The organism is Thalassospira indica, from assembly GCF_003403095.1.
GTDB classification, from domain to species: domain Bacteria; phylum Pseudomonadota; class Alphaproteobacteria; order Rhodospirillales; family Thalassospiraceae; genus Thalassospira; species Thalassospira indica.
On the sequence record NZ_CP031555.1, the window covers coordinates 1,418,060 to 1,436,491 of the forward strand.

General features: G+C 53.9%; 17 protein-coding genes and 2 tRNA genes. 11 read left to right on the forward strand and 8 right to left on the reverse strand.

The annotated features are described in order from the left end of the window. The first annotated feature begins 5 nt into the window (after positions 1 to 5). The 5 genes from DY252_RS06645 to DY252_RS06665 all read left to right on the forward strand — a co-directional run bounded on the left by DY252_RS06645 (position 6) and on the right by DY252_RS06665 (position 6,647). Entirely contained in the window at positions 6 to 1,388 is a 1,383-nt protein-coding gene (locus tag DY252_RS06645; RefSeq protein ID WP_064789392.1) for an aspartate aminotransferase family protein, read from the forward strand. Further along, on the forward strand, positions 1,388 to 2,218 hold the full coding sequence (locus tag DY252_RS06650; protein ID WP_064789391.1) for a beta-keto acid cleavage family enzyme: 831 nt from the start codon (positions 1,388 to 1,390) through the stop codon (positions 2,216 to 2,218). The genes DY252_RS06645 and DY252_RS06650 overlap by 1 nt, the downstream gene beginning before the upstream one ends. Positions 2,219 to 2,424: 206 nt before the next feature. Next, positions 2,425 to 3,402, forward strand: coding sequence for a TAXI family TRAP transporter solute-binding subunit (locus DY252_RS06655; protein WP_008889649.1), 978 nt, complete (start codon positions 2,425 to 2,427; stop codon positions 3,400 to 3,402). A 198-nt stretch (positions 3,403 to 3,600) separates the two neighbouring features. Further along, entirely contained in the window at positions 3,601 to 6,204 is a 2,604-nt protein-coding gene (locus tag DY252_RS06660) for a TRAP transporter permease (RefSeq protein WP_064789390.1), read from the forward strand. A 14-nt stretch (positions 6,205 to 6,218) separates the two neighbouring features. Beyond that, a complete protein-coding gene (locus DY252_RS06665; RefSeq protein ID WP_063088881.1) occupies positions 6,219 to 6,647 on the forward strand; it encodes a universal stress protein in 429 nt (142 codons plus the stop codon). 83 nt (positions 6,648 to 6,730) lie between these two features. Here DY252_RS06665 and DY252_RS22345 read toward each other — a convergent pair whose 3' ends face one another. Continuing rightward, positions 6,731 to 7,054 (reverse strand): hypothetical protein, encoded by a 324-nt coding sequence (locus tag DY252_RS22345; RefSeq protein WP_197482582.1) that lies wholly within the window; start codon positions 7,052 to 7,054, stop codon positions 6,731 to 6,733. A 326-nt stretch (positions 7,055 to 7,380) separates the two neighbouring features. Between DY252_RS22345 and DY252_RS06675 the strand changes: the two genes are divergently transcribed. Continuing rightward, the gene (locus DY252_RS06675) at positions 7,381 to 8,247 is read left to right on the forward strand and encodes a formylglycine-generating enzyme family protein (protein WP_063088883.1); all 867 of its coding nucleotides are present in this window, start codon (positions 7,381 to 7,383) and stop codon (positions 8,245 to 8,247) included. Positions 8,248 to 8,382: 135 nt separating this feature from the next. After that, the gene (locus DY252_RS06680; RefSeq protein WP_064789470.1) at positions 8,383 to 9,123 is read left to right on the forward strand and encodes a DUF6969 family protein; all 741 of its coding nucleotides are present in this window, start codon (positions 8,383 to 8,385) and stop codon (positions 9,121 to 9,123) included. A 127-nt stretch (positions 9,124 to 9,250) separates the two neighbouring features. Here the strand turns inward: DY252_RS06680 and DY252_RS06685 are convergent, their stop codons facing one another. Then, on the reverse strand, positions 9,251 to 9,649 hold the full coding sequence (locus tag DY252_RS06685; RefSeq protein ID WP_064789388.1) for a c-type cytochrome: 399 nt from the start codon (positions 9,647 to 9,649) through the stop codon (positions 9,251 to 9,253). Between the two features lie 473 nt (positions 9,650 to 10,122). On the opposite strand from DY252_RS06685, the gene spbR reads away from it, so the two are divergent. Next, positions 10,123 to 11,259 carry a SpbR family protein gene (spbR, locus tag DY252_RS06690; RefSeq protein WP_008889656.1) on the forward strand — a complete coding sequence of 379 codons (1,137 nt, stop codon included), beginning with the start codon at positions 10,123 to 10,125 and terminating at the stop codon, positions 11,257 to 11,259. 143 nt (positions 11,260 to 11,402) lie between these two features. Here the strand turns inward: spbR and DY252_RS06695 are convergent, their stop codons facing one another. The 6 genes from DY252_RS06695 to DY252_RS06720 all read right to left on the reverse strand — a co-directional run bounded on the left by DY252_RS06695 (position 11,403) and on the right by DY252_RS06720 (position 16,603). Further along, positions 11,403 to 12,794, reverse strand: a complete 1,392-nt coding sequence (locus DY252_RS06695; protein ID WP_063088886.1) for a TRAP transporter large permease — start codon at positions 12,792 to 12,794, stop codon at positions 11,403 to 11,405. A 21-nt stretch (positions 12,795 to 12,815) separates the two neighbouring features. Next, on the reverse strand, positions 12,816 to 13,400 hold the full coding sequence (locus DY252_RS06700; RefSeq protein ID WP_064789387.1) for a TRAP transporter small permease subunit: 585 nt from the start codon (positions 13,398 to 13,400) through the stop codon (positions 12,816 to 12,818). A gap of 110 nt (positions 13,401 to 13,510) precedes the next feature. Further along, positions 13,511 to 14,572 carry a TRAP transporter substrate-binding protein gene (locus DY252_RS06705; protein WP_174713873.1) on the reverse strand — a complete coding sequence of 354 codons (1,062 nt, stop codon included), beginning with the start codon at positions 14,570 to 14,572 and terminating at the stop codon, positions 13,511 to 13,513. 529 nt (positions 14,573 to 15,101) lie between these two features. Further along, a tRNA-Pro gene (locus tag DY252_RS06710) sits at positions 15,102 to 15,178 on the reverse strand. 211 nt (positions 15,179 to 15,389) lie between these two features. Next, positions 15,390 to 15,466 (reverse strand) — tRNA-Pro (locus DY252_RS06715). Positions 15,467 to 15,565: 99 nt separating this feature from the next. Beyond that, the gene (locus DY252_RS06720; RefSeq protein WP_008891812.1) at positions 15,566 to 16,603 is read right to left on the reverse strand and encodes a polyprenyl synthetase family protein; all 1,038 of its coding nucleotides are present in this window, start codon (positions 16,601 to 16,603) and stop codon (positions 15,566 to 15,568) included. A gap of 253 nt (positions 16,604 to 16,856) precedes the next feature. Between DY252_RS06720 and DY252_RS06725 the strand changes: the two genes are divergently transcribed. The 3 genes from DY252_RS06725 to DY252_RS06735 all read left to right on the forward strand — a co-directional run bounded on the left by DY252_RS06725 (position 16,857) and on the right by DY252_RS06735 (position 18,238). Beyond that, positions 16,857 to 17,114, forward strand: a complete 258-nt coding sequence (locus tag DY252_RS06725; protein ID WP_064789469.1) for a putative signal transducing protein — start codon at positions 16,857 to 16,859, stop codon at positions 17,112 to 17,114. Positions 17,115 to 17,152: 38 nt separating this feature from the next. Beyond that, positions 17,153 to 17,938 (forward strand): tRNA1(Val) (adenine(37)-N6)-methyltransferase, encoded by a 786-nt coding sequence (locus tag DY252_RS06730; protein WP_064789386.1) that lies wholly within the window; start codon positions 17,153 to 17,155, stop codon positions 17,936 to 17,938. Positions 17,939 to 18,013: 75 nt separating this feature from the next. Beyond that, entirely contained in the window at positions 18,014 to 18,238 is a 225-nt protein-coding gene (locus DY252_RS06735; protein ID WP_064789385.1) for a hypothetical protein, read from the forward strand. Positions 18,239 to 18,432 lie beyond the last annotated feature (194 nt).

Genomic DNA, 18,432 nt, shown 5'->3' on the forward strand with positions numbered 1-18,432 from the left:
CGATCATGACCAATGCGTCAAACTCTGCCCAATCCCCTGTCCCGAACGCCGGAACCCGTGTTCTGCACCGCACGAGTACATCCATCCCGCCGCGCGCAGTCAGGGGGGAGGGGATCTATATTTTTGACCAGAACGGAAAGAGTTACCTTGATGCCTGCGGTGGGGCGGCTGTGTCATGCCTTGGTCATTCCGACCCGGATGTCCGTGCTGCCATGCATGCCCAGATTGATCAGATTGCCTATGCCCATTCCGGGTTCTTTTCATCCGATGCGATGGAAGAACTGGCCGATGAACTGGTCGCCTCGGCACCCGAAGGCATCAACAAAGTCTATTTTGTTTCTGGCGGATCAGAGGCAACTGAAGCAGCCCTTAAAATGGCGCGCCAGTACTTTCTGGAAATCGGGCAGCCGGACCGTAAATACGTCATCGCCCGTCGGCAATCCTATCACGGCAATACGCTTGGCGCGTTATCAGTTGGCGGCAATATGTGGCGGCGCAAACAGTTTGAGCCGCTTCTGATCACCGCAAGTCACATCGCACCTGTTTACCAGTATCGTGATCAACGCGATGATGAAACGCCAGAGGCCTATGGTCTTCGGGTTGCCAATGAACTTGAAGCGGCGATCCTTGAGCTTGGGGCGGAAAACGTCGCGGCATTCGTGGCCGAGCCGGTTGTCGGGGCAACGGCCGGTGCGCTGGCACCAGTGCCGGGTTACTTCAAACGCGTGCGCGAAATTTGCGACCAATATGGTGTGTTGCTGATCCTTGATGAGGTCATGTGCGGCATGGGCCGCACCGGCACCCTTCACGCGATTGAGCAGGAAGGCATTTCTGGCGATCTGCAAACCATAGCCAAGGGACTTGGGGCAGGTTACCAGCCGATTGGTGCCGTGCTTGTGTCAAAGAAAATCAACGATGCGATTGCCAATGGATCGGGTTTCTTCCAGCACGGTCACACGTATCAGGGGCATGCAACTTCCTGTGCGGCTGCACTTGCGACCCAACGCGCCATCAAGGATCGCAACCTTCTGGCCAATGTCGTCAAACAGGGGGAAAACCTTGTCGCGGCTCTTGAGGCAAAACTGGGCCAGCATCCGTTTGTTGGTGATATCCGCGGACGCGGCCTGTTTCGCGGGGTGGAGCTTGTCGCGGACCGGGAAACCAAGGAGCCGTTCGATCCTACCCTTAAAATCAATGCCAAGATCAAGAAGGCCGCGTTTGCACGCGGTTTGATGGCTTATCCGATGGGCGGCACAATTGATGGCGTTCGCGGTGACCATGTGTTGTTTGCACCGGCCTTCATCATTGATGAAAACGATGTCGCCAAAATCGTCGATCTGTTTGCCGGTGCGCTTGATGATGTCTTTAGCGCAGAGGGACTGGCGTGATGGTATATGGTGACAAACCGTTTCTGATTGCCTCTGCCCCCAATGGTGCGCGCAAGACACAGGCAGATTTGCCAAACATTCCGATCACGCCAGCCGAAGTCGCAAGGACGGCATTGGAATGCAAGGCTGCCGGTGCATCGATGATGCATCTGCATGTCCGCGATGATGAGCAGAAACACAGCCTTGATGTTGGCCGTTATCGGGAAATGCTGACCGAGGTCAGATCATTGGTTGGTGATGATATGCTGTTGCAGGTCACGACCGAGGCGGTTGGCGTCTACACAGCCCAGCAGCAGATGGAAATGATCAGAAACCTGCTGCCAGAAGCGGTATCAATCGCTGTGCGTGAAATTGCACCCGTCGATGCGGACCTCAATGCATTGAAATCGTTTTTCGAGTTCATGCGCGAAGCCAAAATCGCGCCGCAACTGATCTTGTATGCGGCCGAAGATGTGGCGCGCTTTAATCAGCTTGTTGAAATCGGCGTTCTGCCCGGCGACAAATTCCCGGTCTTATTCGTGCTGGGGCGCTACACCGCAGGGCAGGTGTCGCAACCCATCGAACTTTTGCCGTTTGTCGGGGCCAGTCCTTATGTCTCGGAATGGATGCTGTGTGCGTTTGGGCCTTATGAAAACGCCTGCGTTCTGACGGGTGCCGGACTGGGTGGTCATGCGCGTATCGGATTTGAAAATAATCACCTTAGGGTTGACGGATCGCCTGCTTCGAACAATGCTGATCTTATTGCCCAGGCACATGATGGTTCGATCCTGATGGGGCGGAAGATCGCGAAAGGTGAACAGGCCCGCCAGATTATGCAACCCATGTGGTAGGAGGGGCAAAAAGAACCGGACAATACGCACAAATACTGAATTTCGTCAGGAGGTTTCGGGGTTATAGGGTTTTATTCCGCCAAGTCGGACACTATAATCCCCATCGTCGAAACATCTGATTTTTCTGATGTTTCCGTTTGATTCAGTTGTTCGATGTCGAACATTTGAATGCCTGATAATAGGGTGTAAAAAGGGAGCGAATCCTAATGAAAAAACTTATCGCTGTAGCGGGTGCAGTCGCTGCGATTGCTGGCGCCTCGCTGTTTGCCGGTCAGGCCTCGGCACAGGAAAACCGTTTCATCACCATCGGTACCGGTGGTGTGACTGGTGTGTACTATCCGACCGGTGGCGCGATCTGCCGTCTGGTCAACAAGGATCGCAAAGAGCACGGCATTCGTTGCTCGGTCGAATCCACGGGTGGTTCGGTCTACAACATCAACACCATTCGTACCGGCGAGCTGGACATGGGTGTTGCCCAGTCTGACTGGCAGTACCATGCCTATAACGGGACTTCGAAATTCGAAGACCAGGGTCCGTTCGAAGACCTGCGCGCTGTATTCTCCGTCCATCCGGAGCCGTTCACCGTTGTTGCCCGGGCAGATGCTGGCATCAAGACCTTTGACGACCTCAAAGGCAAGCGCGTGAACATCGGTAACCCGGGTTCCGGTCAGCGCGGCACCATGGACATCGTTCTTGCTGCCAAAGGCTGGACCCTTGATGACTTCTCGCTGGCATCCGAACTGAAGCCGGCTGAGCAGTCCCAGGCGCTTTGCGACAACAAGATCGACGCGATGATCTACACCGTTGGTCACCCGTCCGGTTCGATCCAGGAAGCAACCACTGCCTGTGATTCGGTTCTGGTTGAAGTTGCCGGCCCGGAAATTGAAAAGCTGATCGCTGACAACCCGTACTACCGTGCAGCCACCATCCCGGGCGGCATGTATCGTGGTAACCCGGATGATGTTGTGACCTTTGGTGTCGGTGCGACCTTTGTGTCCTCGACCAACACCGATGCCGACATCGTCTACAACGTTGTCAAAGCAGTCTTTGAAAACTTCGACGACTTCAAAAAGCTGCATCCGGCATTTGAAGTCCTGAAAAAAGAAGAAATGATCAAGGACGGCCTGTCGGCTCCGCTGCATGACGGCGCAGCTCAGTACTACAAAGAAGCTGGCCTGATGTAATCAGGCTTGGGACGGAGGGCGTTTTTCGCCCTCCGTTTTTCTTTTGCGCCCGACGGGTTTGCTCACAAAAATTGAAGAAAATGAACACCGTCATTTAGGTGTTGGAGTACTCCGTAGGGGACCGGGTGTGTGTCGACGGAGGCTTTTTGTTTCTGGACCCCCAGTTCAAATGGCTTTCGTAGTGACCGGGAGTTTGTGATGACTGACGACAAGAATACGGAAAATGTGTCCGTCGATCAGGGGCTGCAGGACCTGATTGCGGAAAATGATACAGGGGCCCGTCAACCAAGTGGTTTGACGGCGAAAATATTACTGTGGCTTGCGGTCGCATGGTCACTGTTCCAGCTTTGGCTGGCCTCGCCATTGCCATTTATCTTTAATTTCGGCGTTTTGAACTCGACCGAGGCACGGTCGATCCATCTCGCTTTTGCAATTTTTCTGGCCTTTATGGCCTATCCGGCCTTCAAGAATTCGCCGCGCAGTTATATCCCGGTTATGGATTGGGTTCTGGCGGCGGTTGGCGCGTTTTGCGCGGCCTATATTTACATTTTCTATCGTGAAATCTCGGATCGTCCCGGGCTTCCGACGACGGGCGACCTTGTCGCGGCTGGCGTTGGTCTTGTCATGTTGCTTGAAGCAACCCGTCGCGCACTTGGCCCGCCCTTGATGATCGTTGCGATGGTGTTCCTAGCATATGTCTTCTTTGGCAATGCACCGTGGGTGCCCGACGTTCTGCAATGGAGTGGTGCAAGCTTCTCCAAGGCGATGTCGCATCAGTGGATCACCACCGAAGGCGTGTTTGGTATCGCGCTTGGCGTATCAACCAGCTTTGTGTTCCTGTTTGTCCTGTTTGGATCGCTTCTCGATAAGGCGGGTGCTGGCAACTATTTCATCAAGGTTGCCTTTGCCGCCCTTGGTCACATGCGCGGTGGCCCGGCAAAGGCCGCTGTTTTGTCATCGGCGATGACGGGGCTTATTTCAGGGTCCTCGATTGCCAACGTTGTGACGACCGGTACCTTTACCATTCCGCTGATGAAGCGCGTTGGTTTCTCGGGCGAGAAGGCCGGTGCGGTGGAAGTCGCATCCTCGGTCAATGGTCAGATCATGCCGCCTGTGATGGGAGCTGCGGCCTTCCTGATGGTGGAATATGTCGGCATTCCGTACCCGGAAGTCATCAAACATGCCTTCCTGCCCGCAACGATTTCCTATATTGCGCTGATTTACATTGTTCACCTTGAGGCACTTAAAGCGAACATGAAGGGCCTGCCGAAACGGGTTACCTCGACCCTTGGTCAAACGCTGATCAGATCGATTCTGTTTGTTCTGTCACTGGTGGTGCTTTCGGGGCTGGTTTATTACGCCATTGTCTTCCAGAAGCAGCTATTTGGTGATGCCGTTGGTTGGATTGTCGCACTCGAGTGTGCTGCGATCTATCTGGCAGGGCTTTATTACGCGGCAAGATATCCCGATCTTGAAATGGATGATCCCAACCAGCCGGTGGTCGAGTTGCCGGCTTTGGGTGAAACCGCCAAGGCTGGCTTGCATTATCTGCTGCCGGTTGTGGTTCTGGTCTGGTTCCTGATGATTGAATTGAAATCACCGGGGCTTTCGGCCTTCTGGGCAACGGTTCTGATGATCTTCATCATGCTGACCCAGCATGCGGCTAAGGGCATTTTCCGCAAAAGCCGCAATGTTTCCAACGACCTCAAGCTTGGCTTGATCGACGTGATTGACGGTTTTGCCACCGGTGCCCGCAACATGATCGGGATTGGTGTGGCAACCGCCGCCGCCGGGATCATCGTTGGCACGGTTTCACTGACAGGTATCGGTCAGGTGATGGTTGAATTCGTCGAACTGATTTCGGGCGGCAATTTGATGCTGATCCTGATCTTCACCGCAGTGATCAGCCTGATCCTTGGTATGGGGCTTCCGACCACGGCAAACTACATCGTGGTTTCGAGCCTGATGGCACCAGTGATTGTCGAACTTGGCGCGGCAAACGGACTGATCGTGCCGTTAATCGCGGTTCACCTGTTCGTCTTCTATTTCGGTATCATGGCCGATGTGACCCCACCGGTCGGTTTGGCATCCTTTGCCGCCGCCGCGGTTTCGGGGGCTGATCCGATGAAGACGGGTTTGGTTGCATTCTTCTATTCAATGCGCACAGCCGTCCTACCGTTCTTGTTCCTGTTCAACACGCAACTTCTGATGATCGGTCTGGATCATCCGCTGGATGTGGTGATGGTGATCATTGTTTCGACAATCGCCATGCTGGTCTTTGCCGCAGCGACGCAGGGGTATTTCTTTGCCCGGTCCAAGCTGTGGGAAAGTGCGGCACTGCTGTTGATCGCGTTCACCTTGTTCCGTCCGGGTTTCTGGCTCGACATGATTGCGCCGCCTTATGAAAACCTGCCGGCGACAACCATCGTCGAAGATGCTGCCAACATGCCGCCTGAATCCAACATCCTTCTGGATGTCGAAGGCATCAGCATCGAAGGGGATGAGGTTTCCAAATCCGTGATGCTGCCGCTTGGTCCGGCAGGTGCGGGTGAGGATCGCCTTTATCACGCCGGTATCGGTATCCGGAATGAAGATGGTCGTATCTATATCGACGACCTGGTCTTTGCTGGTCCGGCCGAGAAAGCCGGTCTTGATTTCGACTTTGAAATCACCGCGGTAAAGGTCGAGGCTGATCGTCCGGCCAAGGAAGTCTTCTTTATCCCGGCCTTCCTGTTGCTGGGTGGGATCATTGTTCTTCAACGCCGACGCAAGCGCAGTGAAGACGCGCTTGGTACGGCCTGACTGGGAGATTGAACATGTACAAGGATATTCTGGTCACAGTAGATCTTGATCATGAGTCTTCCTGGAAGAAGGCCGTGCCGGTTGCGATCAAGCAGGCGCAAAGCTTTGGCGCGCGCCTTCATGTTCTGACCGTGGTGCCCACGGTTGGAATGTCGATGGTTGGTCAATTCTTCCCGAAGGGTTACGAAACCAAGGTTCTTGAAGCCTACAACGAACGTCTGCACCAATTTGTGGCTGAACATATTCCGTCAGACATCAAGGTGCAGCACATCGTCGGCCAGGGAACGGTTTACGAGGTCATCCTTCAGATTGCGAAGAAAACCAATTGCGACCTGATCGTGATCGGATCCCACCGCCCGGAACTGAAGGATTACCTTCTGGGGCCGAATGCCGCGCGCGTTGTGCGCCATGCAGATTGCTCGGTGATGGTTGTTCGCGAGTAGGCTTTGAAGGCCTTTCTGCTTGAATAGAAAACGGGGGCGATGCAACTGCATCGCCCCCGTTGCCGTTGGGACGTATCAAATCATCACTTTGCGGCGCACGGGTTCGCAGCACATGGATTGGCCGCACACGGGTTTTTCGCAGCACATGGATTAGCTGCGCACGGGTTGGCGGCACACGGGCTGCACGGGTTAACCACTTTTTTGGCTGCACACGGGTTCGCAGCACACGGGTTTGCGGCACAAGGATTGGCTGCACATGGGCTGCACGGTGCGCAGCTTGCCACTTCGGCGGTCGGTGCCGGAAGCGGGGCGGCCATCGCCATCGGTGTTGCCATGGCAAGGCTGGTGCCGATTGCCATCGCCGGGATGAGTGCCTTTTGTGCGAAAGTCATGGATTTCTTGGTCATGTCGTGCCTCTCTGAAGATCCGGTAAGTTCAATCCGGGGCGTTCCATCGCCCATCGGTAAGCGCACTATGATCCAATTCTTCACCGAAGCGGCGTCACATGGTTTCACTGTTGTGTGAGACCGTCGTGTTCAAAAAGGCGTTTGCCTACAATTGATTAGAAGCCCATTAGATAAAATGCATGTCAGAAATGCCGGTTAAAAACTGTCAAACCGATTGAAAGTGCGGCAAAAGTTCAGCATCTTGGGGTCAGTTATAAAGGGGGCTTAAGTTGGGGTTTCGTTTGAATAAAGCGTGAGCCCCACCGCCCATCAGGACGGAAGTTTGTATGATAGTCGGGGATCGTATCGCAGAAATCTGGAAGTTCTGCGCTGTTGCGTGCGTTGTTGGCCTTGCGGGAAACGCAGAGGCGGCAGGTAATGGAATCCCCGAGACGGTCGACATTCCGTCTGGCTGGTTTTGGCAGGGATCCGATTCAGTCGAACGGCAATATGCCTATCAGATTGACGAGCAGGTCTATGGCCACGATATCAGCCGCCGTAACCGTTGGTATGATCTCGAAGCCGATAAATGGCGCGTCCATCTTTTGGGTTATGATATCGGCAAAACGCCGGTAACCAATGACCAGTATGCGGTTTTTGTTGAAGAAACCGGCCATCCCGCACCGACGATCAGCCAGGAAGACTGGGAACGTCAGGGGCTGATTTATAACTATGACACCATCGTACCGTTCCTTTGGAACGATGGTCGTCCCCCGCGCGGACGCGGCAATCATCCCGTCGTTCTGGTGTCGTGGCAGGATGCCAACGCCTATACCCGTTGGCTGAGCGAAAAGACGGGTGAAAGCTGGCACTTGCCCGATGAGCTGTATTGGGAAAAGGCGACGCGTGGCCCGGATGGTACGTTCTATCCTTGGGGAAATATTTTCGACGCAAGCCGCCTGAACAGTGCTGATAGCGGACCGTTTGATACCATGCCGGTCGGCCAGTTCGAGGCCGGGCCATATGGTGTGCTTGACGGTGTCGGGCAGGTGTTTGAATGGACGTCTTCGTCTTCTCAGCCAGGCTATCGCACGGTTAAAGGCGGATCATGGGATGATCGCGGGTGCGGGGTTTGTCGCCCGGCCGCCCGTCACGCCCGCCCGGAATATCTCAAGCACATCCTGATTGGTTTTCGGGTGATGCGCGATCACTGATCGCCCGAGACGATTGTTGCAAAGCGCCATCAAATCACTAACTGTTGAAAGGGGTTTATTGGCGTGATCGGTCGCAAACCGCCTTATTCTGTGCAAAAGGAATAACGGGTGGATCGCAACGATGTTGGTAAAGAAATGACTGAAGACAAACTCGATTTGGCGTCTATCCCGACAGATCAGCTTGAAAAGATGTTGGCCGCGGGACGCGATGTTATGGAATGTCACCGCGTTTTGACGGCGACGGGCGATAACATCGTCGGTGAACTGATCAAGGGGTCGGGGACGTTCTATGAATGGAACCACTACCCCGAAGGCGATGTCTATGATCGCCAGTCACATGCACAGTTCTATTATCATGCCCATCCCAAGGAAGAACGCCGGGATTGGGACGAGCACGGACATTTCCATACCTTCATGCGTCCGCGCGGCATGCCTGATGGCTGCAAACCCAAACAGATCGAAGGCTTCGCCTATCCCGAGGGGCCGAACGACGCACTTTCGCATTTGATCGCGTTTTCTATGGATGAGTTCGGCTTTTGCCAGCGATTGTTTACCACCAACCGTTGGGTCACGGGCGAAGTCTGGTATGACGCCGAAGACGTCATCGGTATGCTTGATGGTTTTGTCATCGACCATGCCCAGCCGTCCTGGCCGGTCAACCGTTGGGTGTCGGGCATGATGGTGCTTTTCCGGCCGCAGATTGAACAACTTATCCGCGAACGCGATCAGGCCGTTGCCGATTGGGCGCAAAAACACCCGGACCGTGACGTCTATGAAGATCGTGACCTTGAAGTCACTGCGACCCTGGATGTCGCAACGGTGGAGCAGATGCGTTCGGTCGGCGAAGAACTTCTGCGTCGGCGCGAGGCGGCATAGCACGGTTGCGCAACAGGTATCTGTAATACCCAGGACGCATTGCCAGAGACTGTAAACAGAGTGCAAATCACAAAAATGGCCGGGGCATGTTGCTCCGGCCATTTCGTATTGCGAGATCGTGAGAGTGTTACTGAGCTTTCAGGAACTCGATGATGTCGGCAACATCTTCATCTTTGTTGAGTTTGAACGCCATTTTGGAGCGTTCCTTGGAACCCGCGATTTCACTGAGCTTGGCCGACGGGTCCTTGAGGTAATCGGTCAGGAACGCCTCGTCAGCAACAAAGCCTTTTTCGCAGGCAGCAAGATAGCCCTTGCCGTATTTGAAACCTTCAACCGTGCCGCATTCACGACCGAACGAACCCGCAAGGCTTGGGCCGACCTTGTTCACACCAGCTTCAAGGCTGTGGCAAGCAGCACAGCGCTTGAAAAGTTTTTCACCTTTCTCCGCATCACCAGCAATCGCAGGGGCGGCAGACAGGAAGGCGATGGAGCTGGCAACGAGAACCAGTTTGCGCGAAAACGTCATTATTGAGCCTCTCTCTTAGTTCGATGTTCCCGGTGATCGGGATAATGCACCACTTTCTGGCGCATCTGTGGGTAAACGCAAGGTCAACGCGGGATATTGTTATGCGTCGAACAAGTACAAGATCGCTTGATCTTCAAAAACTGGTAACCAGATCTATCATAGTGTGATGGTGAAAAATTTGAGTTTAGTCAATTTTTGGACTGAGCTGTCGAAATTTGCCAGATTTCAGATGCTTCTGATTGCTGGTGCAAGGCTTACGACTGAAATAGTGTGTTTTCGCCATTGTGGCAGAAGGTTTGATGAAATCCATCAGGGACGCGGAATGTCCCGGTTCGACAATTGATCAACAGGATGGTTGAAAATCAGGACCTTGTGCCCCAACTAAGGAAAATATGTTTGTCGAATTCCTGCCAGAAGTATAATGTTGCGCAGAAATTTGGCAGCCATATGAGAAGCGTGCCAGGAGATATCTATTGCCACGTATCACCAAAGAAGATCTGAGCAAGCTGGTTCAGGACCCGTCAGGGGAAAATCGCGCAGACACGGCCGACAAGATCAGTCGTGAATTCACGACCGAGACCCTGACTGACAGCGAACGTGTTCTGGCCGAAGATATTTTCCGTCTGATGATCCGTGACGCGGAAGTCCGCGTGCGCAAGGCCCTTGCCAAAAACCTTGCCCAGACGCCTTTGGTGCCACATGACGTTGCCGCGACGCTGGCCCGCGATGTGGACGAAGTCGCGCTTCCGGTTCTTGAATTTTCCGAAGTACTCAATGACGACGACCTTGTCGACATCATCGGTGACAATGCCGACAGTGTCGAAAAGCAGCGTGCGATCGCCTCGCGGTCATATGTTTCCGAAGTCGTTTCGGCAACGCTGGTCGATATCGGCCATGAAGACGTGATGGTCGACCTGATGTCAAACCAGGGTGCCGAAATCAGCGAGGTTTCCCTGCAAAAGGTCGTTGATGATTTCGGCGACAATGAACGCATTCAGAAACCGATGATCGAACGCAATCATCTGCCGATCACGATTGCCGAACGTATGGTGACGCTGGTGTCCGAACGGATGCGTTCGCAACTGATTTCGCGCGGTCACATCCCCGAGGGGATCGTTAACGCCGTCATGACCCAGTCGCAGGAAAGCGCGACCATCGGGCTTCTTGGTGATGGGGTCGAGGAACGCGATGTCGAACTGCTTGTCGAACATCTTTATAACAACAAGCGTCTGACCAGCGGTCTGATCCTGCGCGCACTTTGCATGGGCGATGTGTCCTTCTTCGAGGCCGCCTTGGCAAAGCGTGCGGGTGTCTCTTTGATCAATACCCGTATTCTTATTCATGACAGTGGTCCGTTCGGCCTTGAAGCGATCTATAACAAGGCCGGCATGCCAGAGCATTTCTTCCCGGGTGTTCGTGCGGCGATTGAAGTTGCCCGCGAGACTTCCTTTGATGGTGAAGAACATGACAAGGAACGCTATTCGCGCCGGATGATCGAACGGGTCCTGACCCAGTATGGTGATCTTGGGGTCGAGTTCGATTCAGATGACGTCGATTATCTGATGGGCCGTATGTTGCAGCTCCCGGGGGAACGGGCCTTGCATCACTAATTTCGCCTGCCAGCACGATGATCTTGAAGTCAAAACCGTCCGATGTGTAACCCGGGCGGTTTTCTTTTGGGCCTCGTTGGCCAAATAAAAAGGGCGCTGTCTTGCCGACAGCGCCCTTTGTCAGTTCTTATCCAAACGCCACGCTATTCAAGCAGCGTATTGGGCATCCACAGGGCCAGTTCCGGGAAGTACATCACGAGGATAAGTCCCAGAACCTGCAGAAGTACGAAGGGAATGATGCCTTTGTAGATCTGCTGGATGGTGATGGATTTCGGCGCCACACCCTTGAGATAGAATAGGGCAAACCCAAACGGTGGCGTTAAGAAGCTTGTTTGCAGGTTCACCGCCACAAGGACCGCAAACCATGTCAGAACCTGTGCCTCGGTGGCTTCAAGGCCGCCGATGTCAAGGTGATGCCCAAAATCAAGCTGGGCAATGACCGGTGCAAAGATCGGCAGAACAATCAGGGTGATCTCGACCCAGTCAAAGAAGAAGCCAAGGATAAAGACGATCAGCATCAGCAAAAGCAAGATGCCCCACGATCCCAGTCCGGCACCTTCGACAAGGTCAATCACCAGATCGTCACCGCCCAGCGAACGGAACACATAGGAAAACACAGTCGCGCCGGCAAACAGGAAGAACAGCATCGCGCCGGTCAGTGCCGAACGTTCGCAAACATCCTTAAGGACCGGCCATTTAAGGCGCCCCTTGACCAGAGCCAGGAAGGTCGCACCAACTGCGCCAACGCCTGCGGCCTCGGTCGGGGTGGCAAAACCGGCAAAGATCGAGCCCAGAACAAGAACGATCAGGAACACAGGCGGCACGAAACTGCGCACCACCATCATCGCCAGATCCTTGCCATGGATTGCTTCGCCCTCTGGAAGCGGCGGGGCAAGAGACGGATTTAACTGGCAACGTACAAAGATGTAGACGGTATAGAGACCTGCTAGGATCAGACCCGGAAGGATTGCCGCCAGGAACAGGTTACCAACCGATACCGACAGAAGGTCGGACATCAGAACCAGCATGATCGATGGCGGGATCAGAATACCCAACGTACCCGATGCCGCAATCGTCCCGGTGGCAAGCGAGGGATCATAATTACGACGCATCATCACCGGCAGGGCGAGCAGGGTCATCATCACAACCGATGCGCCAATAATACCGGTGGTCGCCGCCATGATGGTACCCATCAGGGTTACCGAAAGGGCAAGACCGCCCGGCACCTTGCGCAGCAGCATGTTGAGGCATTCCAGAAGATCTTCTGCAACACCACTTTTTTCAAGCATCGTGCCCATGTAAATGAACATCGGCACGGCAACCATCACCATGTTTTCGGAGATGCCGCCCCAGATACGTGAAACGATATTGAAAAATTCAATAAACGAGAAAACGTCATAGGCCATGCCCAGGAAGCCAAAGCCGATCCCGATGCCGGAAATGACGAAAGCAACCGGAAGTCCCGTGAAGACAAGAATGCCGAGCGAGGCAAACATGAACAGCGGAAACCAGTCTTCGATATAGAAGTTATCCATTTGGAATTATCCCCGTTCCGCTCAGTCTTTGATCTTGGCAGTGCCAAGTTCTTCAAGATGGTGGGTCCCGACGTAATAGCCTGCGCGCTTGTGCAGGTTGGTCGGGCCAAAGACATAGACGAAGCATTTCAGGAAGATCGAAAGCCCCGCCATGGCGAGAAGGCCAAAGCCGATGGGAATGGTTGATTTGATGATCCAGCGATGGGTCAGACCCGTTGTTGAAGCCGATACTTCGCCGCTTTCAAAAGAACGGGCAACAAAATCAAACCCGAAATACAGCACCAAAGCACAGAATGGCAGCACGCAAATGATGCCGCCGATCATCTCGACAATCGCGCGGGTACGGGGGCGAAGGTTGTCGCGGATAAGTTCAATACGAACATGTGCATCGCGAATATAGGCGAAGCCAAAGCACAGCATAAACAGGCCGGTATGCAGGTGCCATTCAAGCTCCTGGAGCTTGATAGATCCCTGACCGCCGAATTTACGTTGGATCACGTCGTACAGGATGACGATCATCAATGGTATCGCAAGCAGGCTTGCCCACTTTCCCACACGGGTCACGACGGCATCAATGATGTCACTAAATTTCAGTAGCGCTTCCATAGAAGGTCTCCCGGGTCTTCTTATCGCGGTCAAGGCCGGGGCACGGAGCACCCGGCCTTGCCGAGACTTGTTTTTGTCGACTGACTTAACAGTCGTTCAGACCTGTTGGATTAATCGAGATAACCGATGTCTTTCCAGATCTTGTAGTTTTCGCGGAAGCTCTGGAGGCTTTCATAAGCCATTTTGAAGTTTGCATCCTCAGCTGAAAGCTCGGCTGCGACTTCTTCCCAGGCACCACGCATGGCATCGAGCATTTCCGGCGACCACTTCTTGATGTTCACGCCTTTTTCCTGAAGTTCTTTCAGGGCGTCGAACTGGATCGCTTCACCTTCTGCAAAGCCATATGCAAGGTTGTCGTTACAGACGGACTCGATCTGGGCACGCTGGGTATCGGAAAGCGCATCCCATTTTTCCTTGTTCATCATCAGATCGAACAGGGTCGACTGCTGATGCCAGCCCGGGAAGTAGTAGTACTTCGCAACCTGGTGGAAGCCGAGTTTCAAGTCAATCGCCGGCATGGAGAACTCGGTCGCGTCAATCGTGCCAAGTTCAAGTGCTGGATAGATGTCGCCACCGGCCAGAAGCTGGGTGGAAACACCAAGTTTTTCCATCACTTTCGCGCCAAGACCGAAGAAGCGCATTTTCAGACCCTTAAGGTCTTCCGGCGAATTGATCTCTTTGGAGAACCAGCCAGATGCTTCCGGTGCGATCAGGCCGCAGAACAGCGATTTGATGCCATGTTCGGCATAAAGCTTGTCGAAGATTTCCTGGCCGCCGCCAAACTTGACCCATGCCAGATATTCACCTGCCTGCGGGCCGAACGGAACGGCACCGAAAAGCTGAAGGGCCGGAACCTTACCTGCCCAGTAGCCCGGGGTGGAGAAGGCCGCATCAATCGAGCCGGTCGAAACCGCATCGAAAACTTCCAGTGCCGGCACAAGTGCGCCCGGCTCATAGAATTTGATGTTGATATTGCCGCCAGAAACTTGGTCGATCTTCTCGTCGACGCGTTTGCCAAGCGTACCAAGCTGGGTCAGGCTGCCCGGATAGGTCGAGCCCATTTTCCAGCGAACGCGATCCTGGGCATCCGCATCAGAAGGCACTGCCGCAACCGCGACCGCAGCAAGAACGGCCGCACAAGTTGCGGATTTAAGCATTTTAGAAAAAGTCATTCGTCTTCCTCCCTAAGAAGTCCGAAATTGGTAATACCACGTGAGGCCGACCACCACCTTTTGCTTTTATTATTGGGTGGTATTCTCCCCGATTTTTATGTTGCAGGGCGAAGCATAAGCGTATTTCGCAAGGATGAGCAAGTTTGTTTCACCGTTTGCGAAAGAAAATATCCTTTTGCAGTGCGAAAAGAAAACTTCGTGTCAGGCGTGGAAAGCAGGAATTCCGCACGGGAATGCGCATTTGGCGTTTATTCATGCCGTTTGAAAATACCGGGTCAAAAAGCTGTATGATCGTCGCGGCTTAGGGGATTTTGGTTTTATCACCCTAATTATTATGGGGGGATTCGTATCCGGGATTCTGTGTGACGCCAGGGGGATGTCGGGACGATTGTTGCTGCAATCCAAGCGGACGATGCTGTCTTGCGATATTGCAAATGCAACAGATGGCGTCATTTTCAACGTAAGACAGGGGAGGAAATCGTTTGAAAACGAAAACGGGCGGCCTTTCAATGAAAGACCGCCCGACTGATGGTCGGAGCGAGAGGATTCGAACCTCCGACCCCTGCCTCCCGAAGACAGTGCTCTACCAGGCTGAGCTACGCTCCGTCAGTGGGCGGAGGTTTATCCCTTCTTTCGGCGTGGATCAAGCATAAACCGGTCATTTTGGCGGAAAAAATGTCAGTGTTGGCGTGCGCAGGACGGGCAGTTTAACAAGCGATTGAAAATCCTGCCTCTGCAGGTGATGAGGGCGCGACGCATCTTTGACTGAAACGCAAAAGGCCCCGAAACGCATATACGTTTCAGGGCCTTTGAATGATGGTCGGAGCGAGAGGATTCGAACCTCCGACCCCTGCCTCCCGAAGACAGTGCTCTACCAGGCTGAGCTACGCTCCGTCATTCTGCGAAGCCGGGTGATAATGGTTTATCGCAGGCGACGCAAGATATTTTTGCGCGGTCCGGGTGTGACCCCGGCATGCGCAACGGGAATATCGATTAGTATGGGCGCGAAATGCAGAATTCGACTGCCTCGACCATTGCATCCTTGATCGCGCCATCGTCAAAGCGGGACAAGGTGGCAATCGCCTTTTCGCCGAATTCGCGGGCGCGATCCATTGATGCATCCAGTGCATCATATTTGCGGATCAGTGTTTGCGCACGATCCAGATCGCCATCCTGGAAGTCCTGATCTTCCATGCAGCGACGCCAGAAGGCCTTTTCGTCTTCATCGCCATTGGCATACGCAATGATTACCGGAAGCGTCACCTTGCCGTCGCGGAAATCATCGCCAACGGTTTTACCAAGGGTTGCCTGATGGGCGGAATAATCCAGAACATCGTCAATCAGCTGGAAGGCGGTGCCAAGGTAAATGCCATACAGGCGAAGTGCTTCTTCATCCTCGGCCGAACGTTCGGCAATCACCGCACCAATCTGCGATGCCGCGCCAAACAGGGCTGCGGTCTTGGCGGTAATCACTTCGAGATAGGCCTCTTCGGAGGTGCCCATGTCATTGGCGGTCGAAAGTTGAAGAACTTCGCCCTCGGCAATGACGGCAGATGCCTGTGCCAGAATATCAAGAACGCGTAGCGACCCGGTTTTGACCATCACGACAAAGGCGCGCGCAAACAAGAAATCACCTACCAGAACACTGGCCTCGTTGCCAAACAGCGCATTTGCCGATGCCTGACCACGGCGCAGCTGGCTTTCATCGACGACATCATCGTGCAGAAGGGTCGCGGTATGAATGAATTCAACGCAGGCCGCAAGATCGACAGCATGTGGTCCATCCCCATAACCGCAAAGCCGTGCCGATGCCAGTGTCAGCATCGGGCGCATGCGTTTGCCGCCGGCCGCGACAAGATGGGTGGCCAATTGCGGAATCAGGGCGACTTCGCTGTGCATGTTGTCGATGATCACCTGATTGACGCGCTTCATGTCGCCATCAACGAGGTTGACCAGTGAATCAAGGCTCGGCTGAGTCTTTGGCTGCGGTGCGGTATTGGTCACGCTGTATTCCGACTTCTCAAATGGCATCTTCGCTGCCTGCGTGGGCGAAGATTGCAAATAACAGCAGGCGGCCTCAACATAGATAGGCCAAGCTGTTGTGGTCAAGTGGACAAATGCGGTTCAGATCAAGCTTGAACCACAGATAATTCAGGGTTTCTTGCAGAGTGTTTTGTAAACCTTGATCCCAAACCCCTACATTATAGAGATATTATCGTTTTTTGGATTTCTTCTTATTTCAGAACGTATGCAAGACCAGATCACAGTTTGAAGGAAAATGCAGATGATCGAACTTTTTCGCAGTAACGATCCCATCGAACTGAGCTGGGCACAGACTGTTCTGGCCGATGAGGGCATCGACAGCCATATCTTTGACTACCACGCCAGCATCATCGAAGGATCGATCGGTGCCTTGCCCCGGCGCCTGATGGTGGATGGGGATGCGGAAAGTCGTGCGAAATACGTTCTTGATGTTGCCAGACGCGAACTGGATGAGCATAACGCAAAGCGCGATGCGTCGGACGCTATACCGTCCGAGTAACAGGTCAATCAGATCAGAACGACAGATCAGGACAATCGATGGTGAATGCAGCCACACGCATTGAAGTGCCCGACTTCCCCGAAGAACGGATCAGCCATGATTTTCTTCTTGGCGGATCGGTGGTGCTCAAGCAGCCTGTCGACGGCTATCGGGCGGCGGTGGATGCTGTGTTGCTGGCCGCATCGGTTTCGATCAATTCCCGTCGCGATGAAAAGATCCTTGATGTCGGGGCGGCGGTCGGCACGGCCGGGCTTTGCGTTGCCCGTCGTCTGCAAACCGCGAAGGTCACAGGTGTCGAGCTGCAAGACGATCTCTATGCGCTGTTTTGCCGCAACGTGATGGAAAATGATCTGGCGGGGCGTGTGACCCCAATCCATGGCGATATCAATGATGGTCGCCTGCCGCTGGTGGCGGAAAGCTTTGATCAGGTCATTTCCAACCCGCCCTATTATGCCGGGGGCACGCGGCCCAGCAATGAAAGCCGTGCCAAGGCACATCAGGAAGGCACCGCAGACCTTAAGGACTGGATTGCGTTTTGTCTTAGGATGGTGCGGCAAAAGGGACGGATTACGCTTGTACATCGCGCCGATCATTTGGACCGGATCATTGGTCTTTTGCATGGCCGGGCCGGTGACATGACTGTTTATCCGATCTGGAGCAAAGCGGATTCCGACGCGCCCTTGCGTGTGATCGTCTCGGCGCGTAAAGGCGTCGCGTCGCCATTGACCATGCGGCGCGGGATCGTTTTGCACGATGAAGGCGGGGCCTATTTGCCGCAAACCGATACCCTTTTGCGCAACCCTATGGCATTGCCCGGTTTCTAATTCGGTCAAACTTCAATATAAGAACGACATGCCTGCGACAGATGTCGCAGATAAATCCGTGCTTTGGGACCTGATATGCTGAGTTTTTCGAAAATCCTCTTCACCGCGCTGATCATCGTTGTCGTCTGGCAAGGCTTCAAGCTGTTTAATCGCGGCAAACAGGTTTCAAGCAACGAACAGCCCAAGCAAACCGGCCGGGAAAAGAAAAAGCAAACCAAGCCGATTGCCCATGAACTGGAAAAATGCCCGCATTGCGGCGTTTACCATGCCGAAGGCAATGCACATCGCTGCGACACGTAAGCCTTTTTAACGACAAAATCCGGGTTCTGATCAAAGCGCCTGTGCGGCATTCGACTTTGGGGCAATCCGCGTGAATTTGTCTTGGATTTTTCCCGATAATCGAGGATCAATGTTGCTGCAATGCGGCATGATCGCGAAGGGCGGGATACAAGGGTTGCAAATTCAGCGCGTCTCAGGGCTTTTGCCTTCTTGAC

Bases quoted from the DNA above. Each gene is read 5' to 3' on its own strand.
- DY252_RS06645 (WP_064789392.1), top strand. From the start codon at position 6: ATGACCAATGCGTCAAACTCTGCCCAATCCCCTGTCCCGAACGCCGGA.
- DY252_RS06650 (WP_064789391.1), top strand. From the start codon at position 1,388: ATGGTATATGGTGACAAACCGTTTCTGATTGCCTCTGCCCCCAATGGT.
- DY252_RS06655 (WP_008889649.1), top strand. From the start codon at position 2,425: ATGAAAAAACTTATCGCTGTAGCGGGTGCAGTCGCTGCGATTGCTGGC.
- DY252_RS06660 (WP_064789390.1), top strand. From the start codon at position 3,601: ATGACTGACGACAAGAATACGGAAAATGTGTCCGTCGATCAGGGGCTG.
- DY252_RS06665 (WP_063088881.1), top strand. From the start codon at position 6,219: ATGTACAAGGATATTCTGGTCACAGTAGATCTTGATCATGAGTCTTCC.
- DY252_RS22345 (WP_197482582.1), bottom strand. From the start codon at position 7,054: ATGACCAAGAAATCCATGACTTTCGCACAAAAGGCACTCATCCCGGCG.
- DY252_RS06675 (WP_063088883.1), top strand. From the start codon at position 7,381: ATGATAGTCGGGGATCGTATCGCAGAAATCTGGAAGTTCTGCGCTGTT.
- DY252_RS06680 (WP_064789470.1), top strand. From the start codon at position 8,383: ATGACTGAAGACAAACTCGATTTGGCGTCTATCCCGACAGATCAGCTT.
- DY252_RS06685 (WP_064789388.1), bottom strand. From the start codon at position 9,649: ATGACGTTTTCGCGCAAACTGGTTCTCGTTGCCAGCTCCATCGCCTTC.
- DY252_RS06695 (WP_063088886.1), bottom strand. From the start codon at position 12,794: ATGGATAACTTCTATATCGAAGACTGGTTTCCGCTGTTCATGTTTGCC.
- DY252_RS06700 (WP_064789387.1), bottom strand. From the start codon at position 13,400: ATGGAAGCGCTACTGAAATTTAGTGACATCATTGATGCCGTCGTGACC.
- DY252_RS06705 (WP_174713873.1), bottom strand. From the start codon at position 14,572: ATGACTTTTTCTAAAATGCTTAAATCCGCAACTTGTGCGGCCGTTCTT.
- DY252_RS06720 (WP_008891812.1), bottom strand. From the start codon at position 16,603: ATGCCATTTGAGAAGTCGGAATACAGCGTGACCAATACCGCACCGCAG.
- DY252_RS06725 (WP_064789469.1), top strand. From the start codon at position 16,857: ATGATCGAACTTTTTCGCAGTAACGATCCCATCGAACTGAGCTGGGCA.
- DY252_RS06730 (WP_064789386.1), top strand. From the start codon at position 17,153: ATGGTGAATGCAGCCACACGCATTGAAGTGCCCGACTTCCCCGAAGAA.
- DY252_RS06735 (WP_064789385.1), top strand. From the start codon at position 18,014: ATGCTGAGTTTTTCGAAAATCCTCTTCACCGCGCTGATCATCGTTGTC.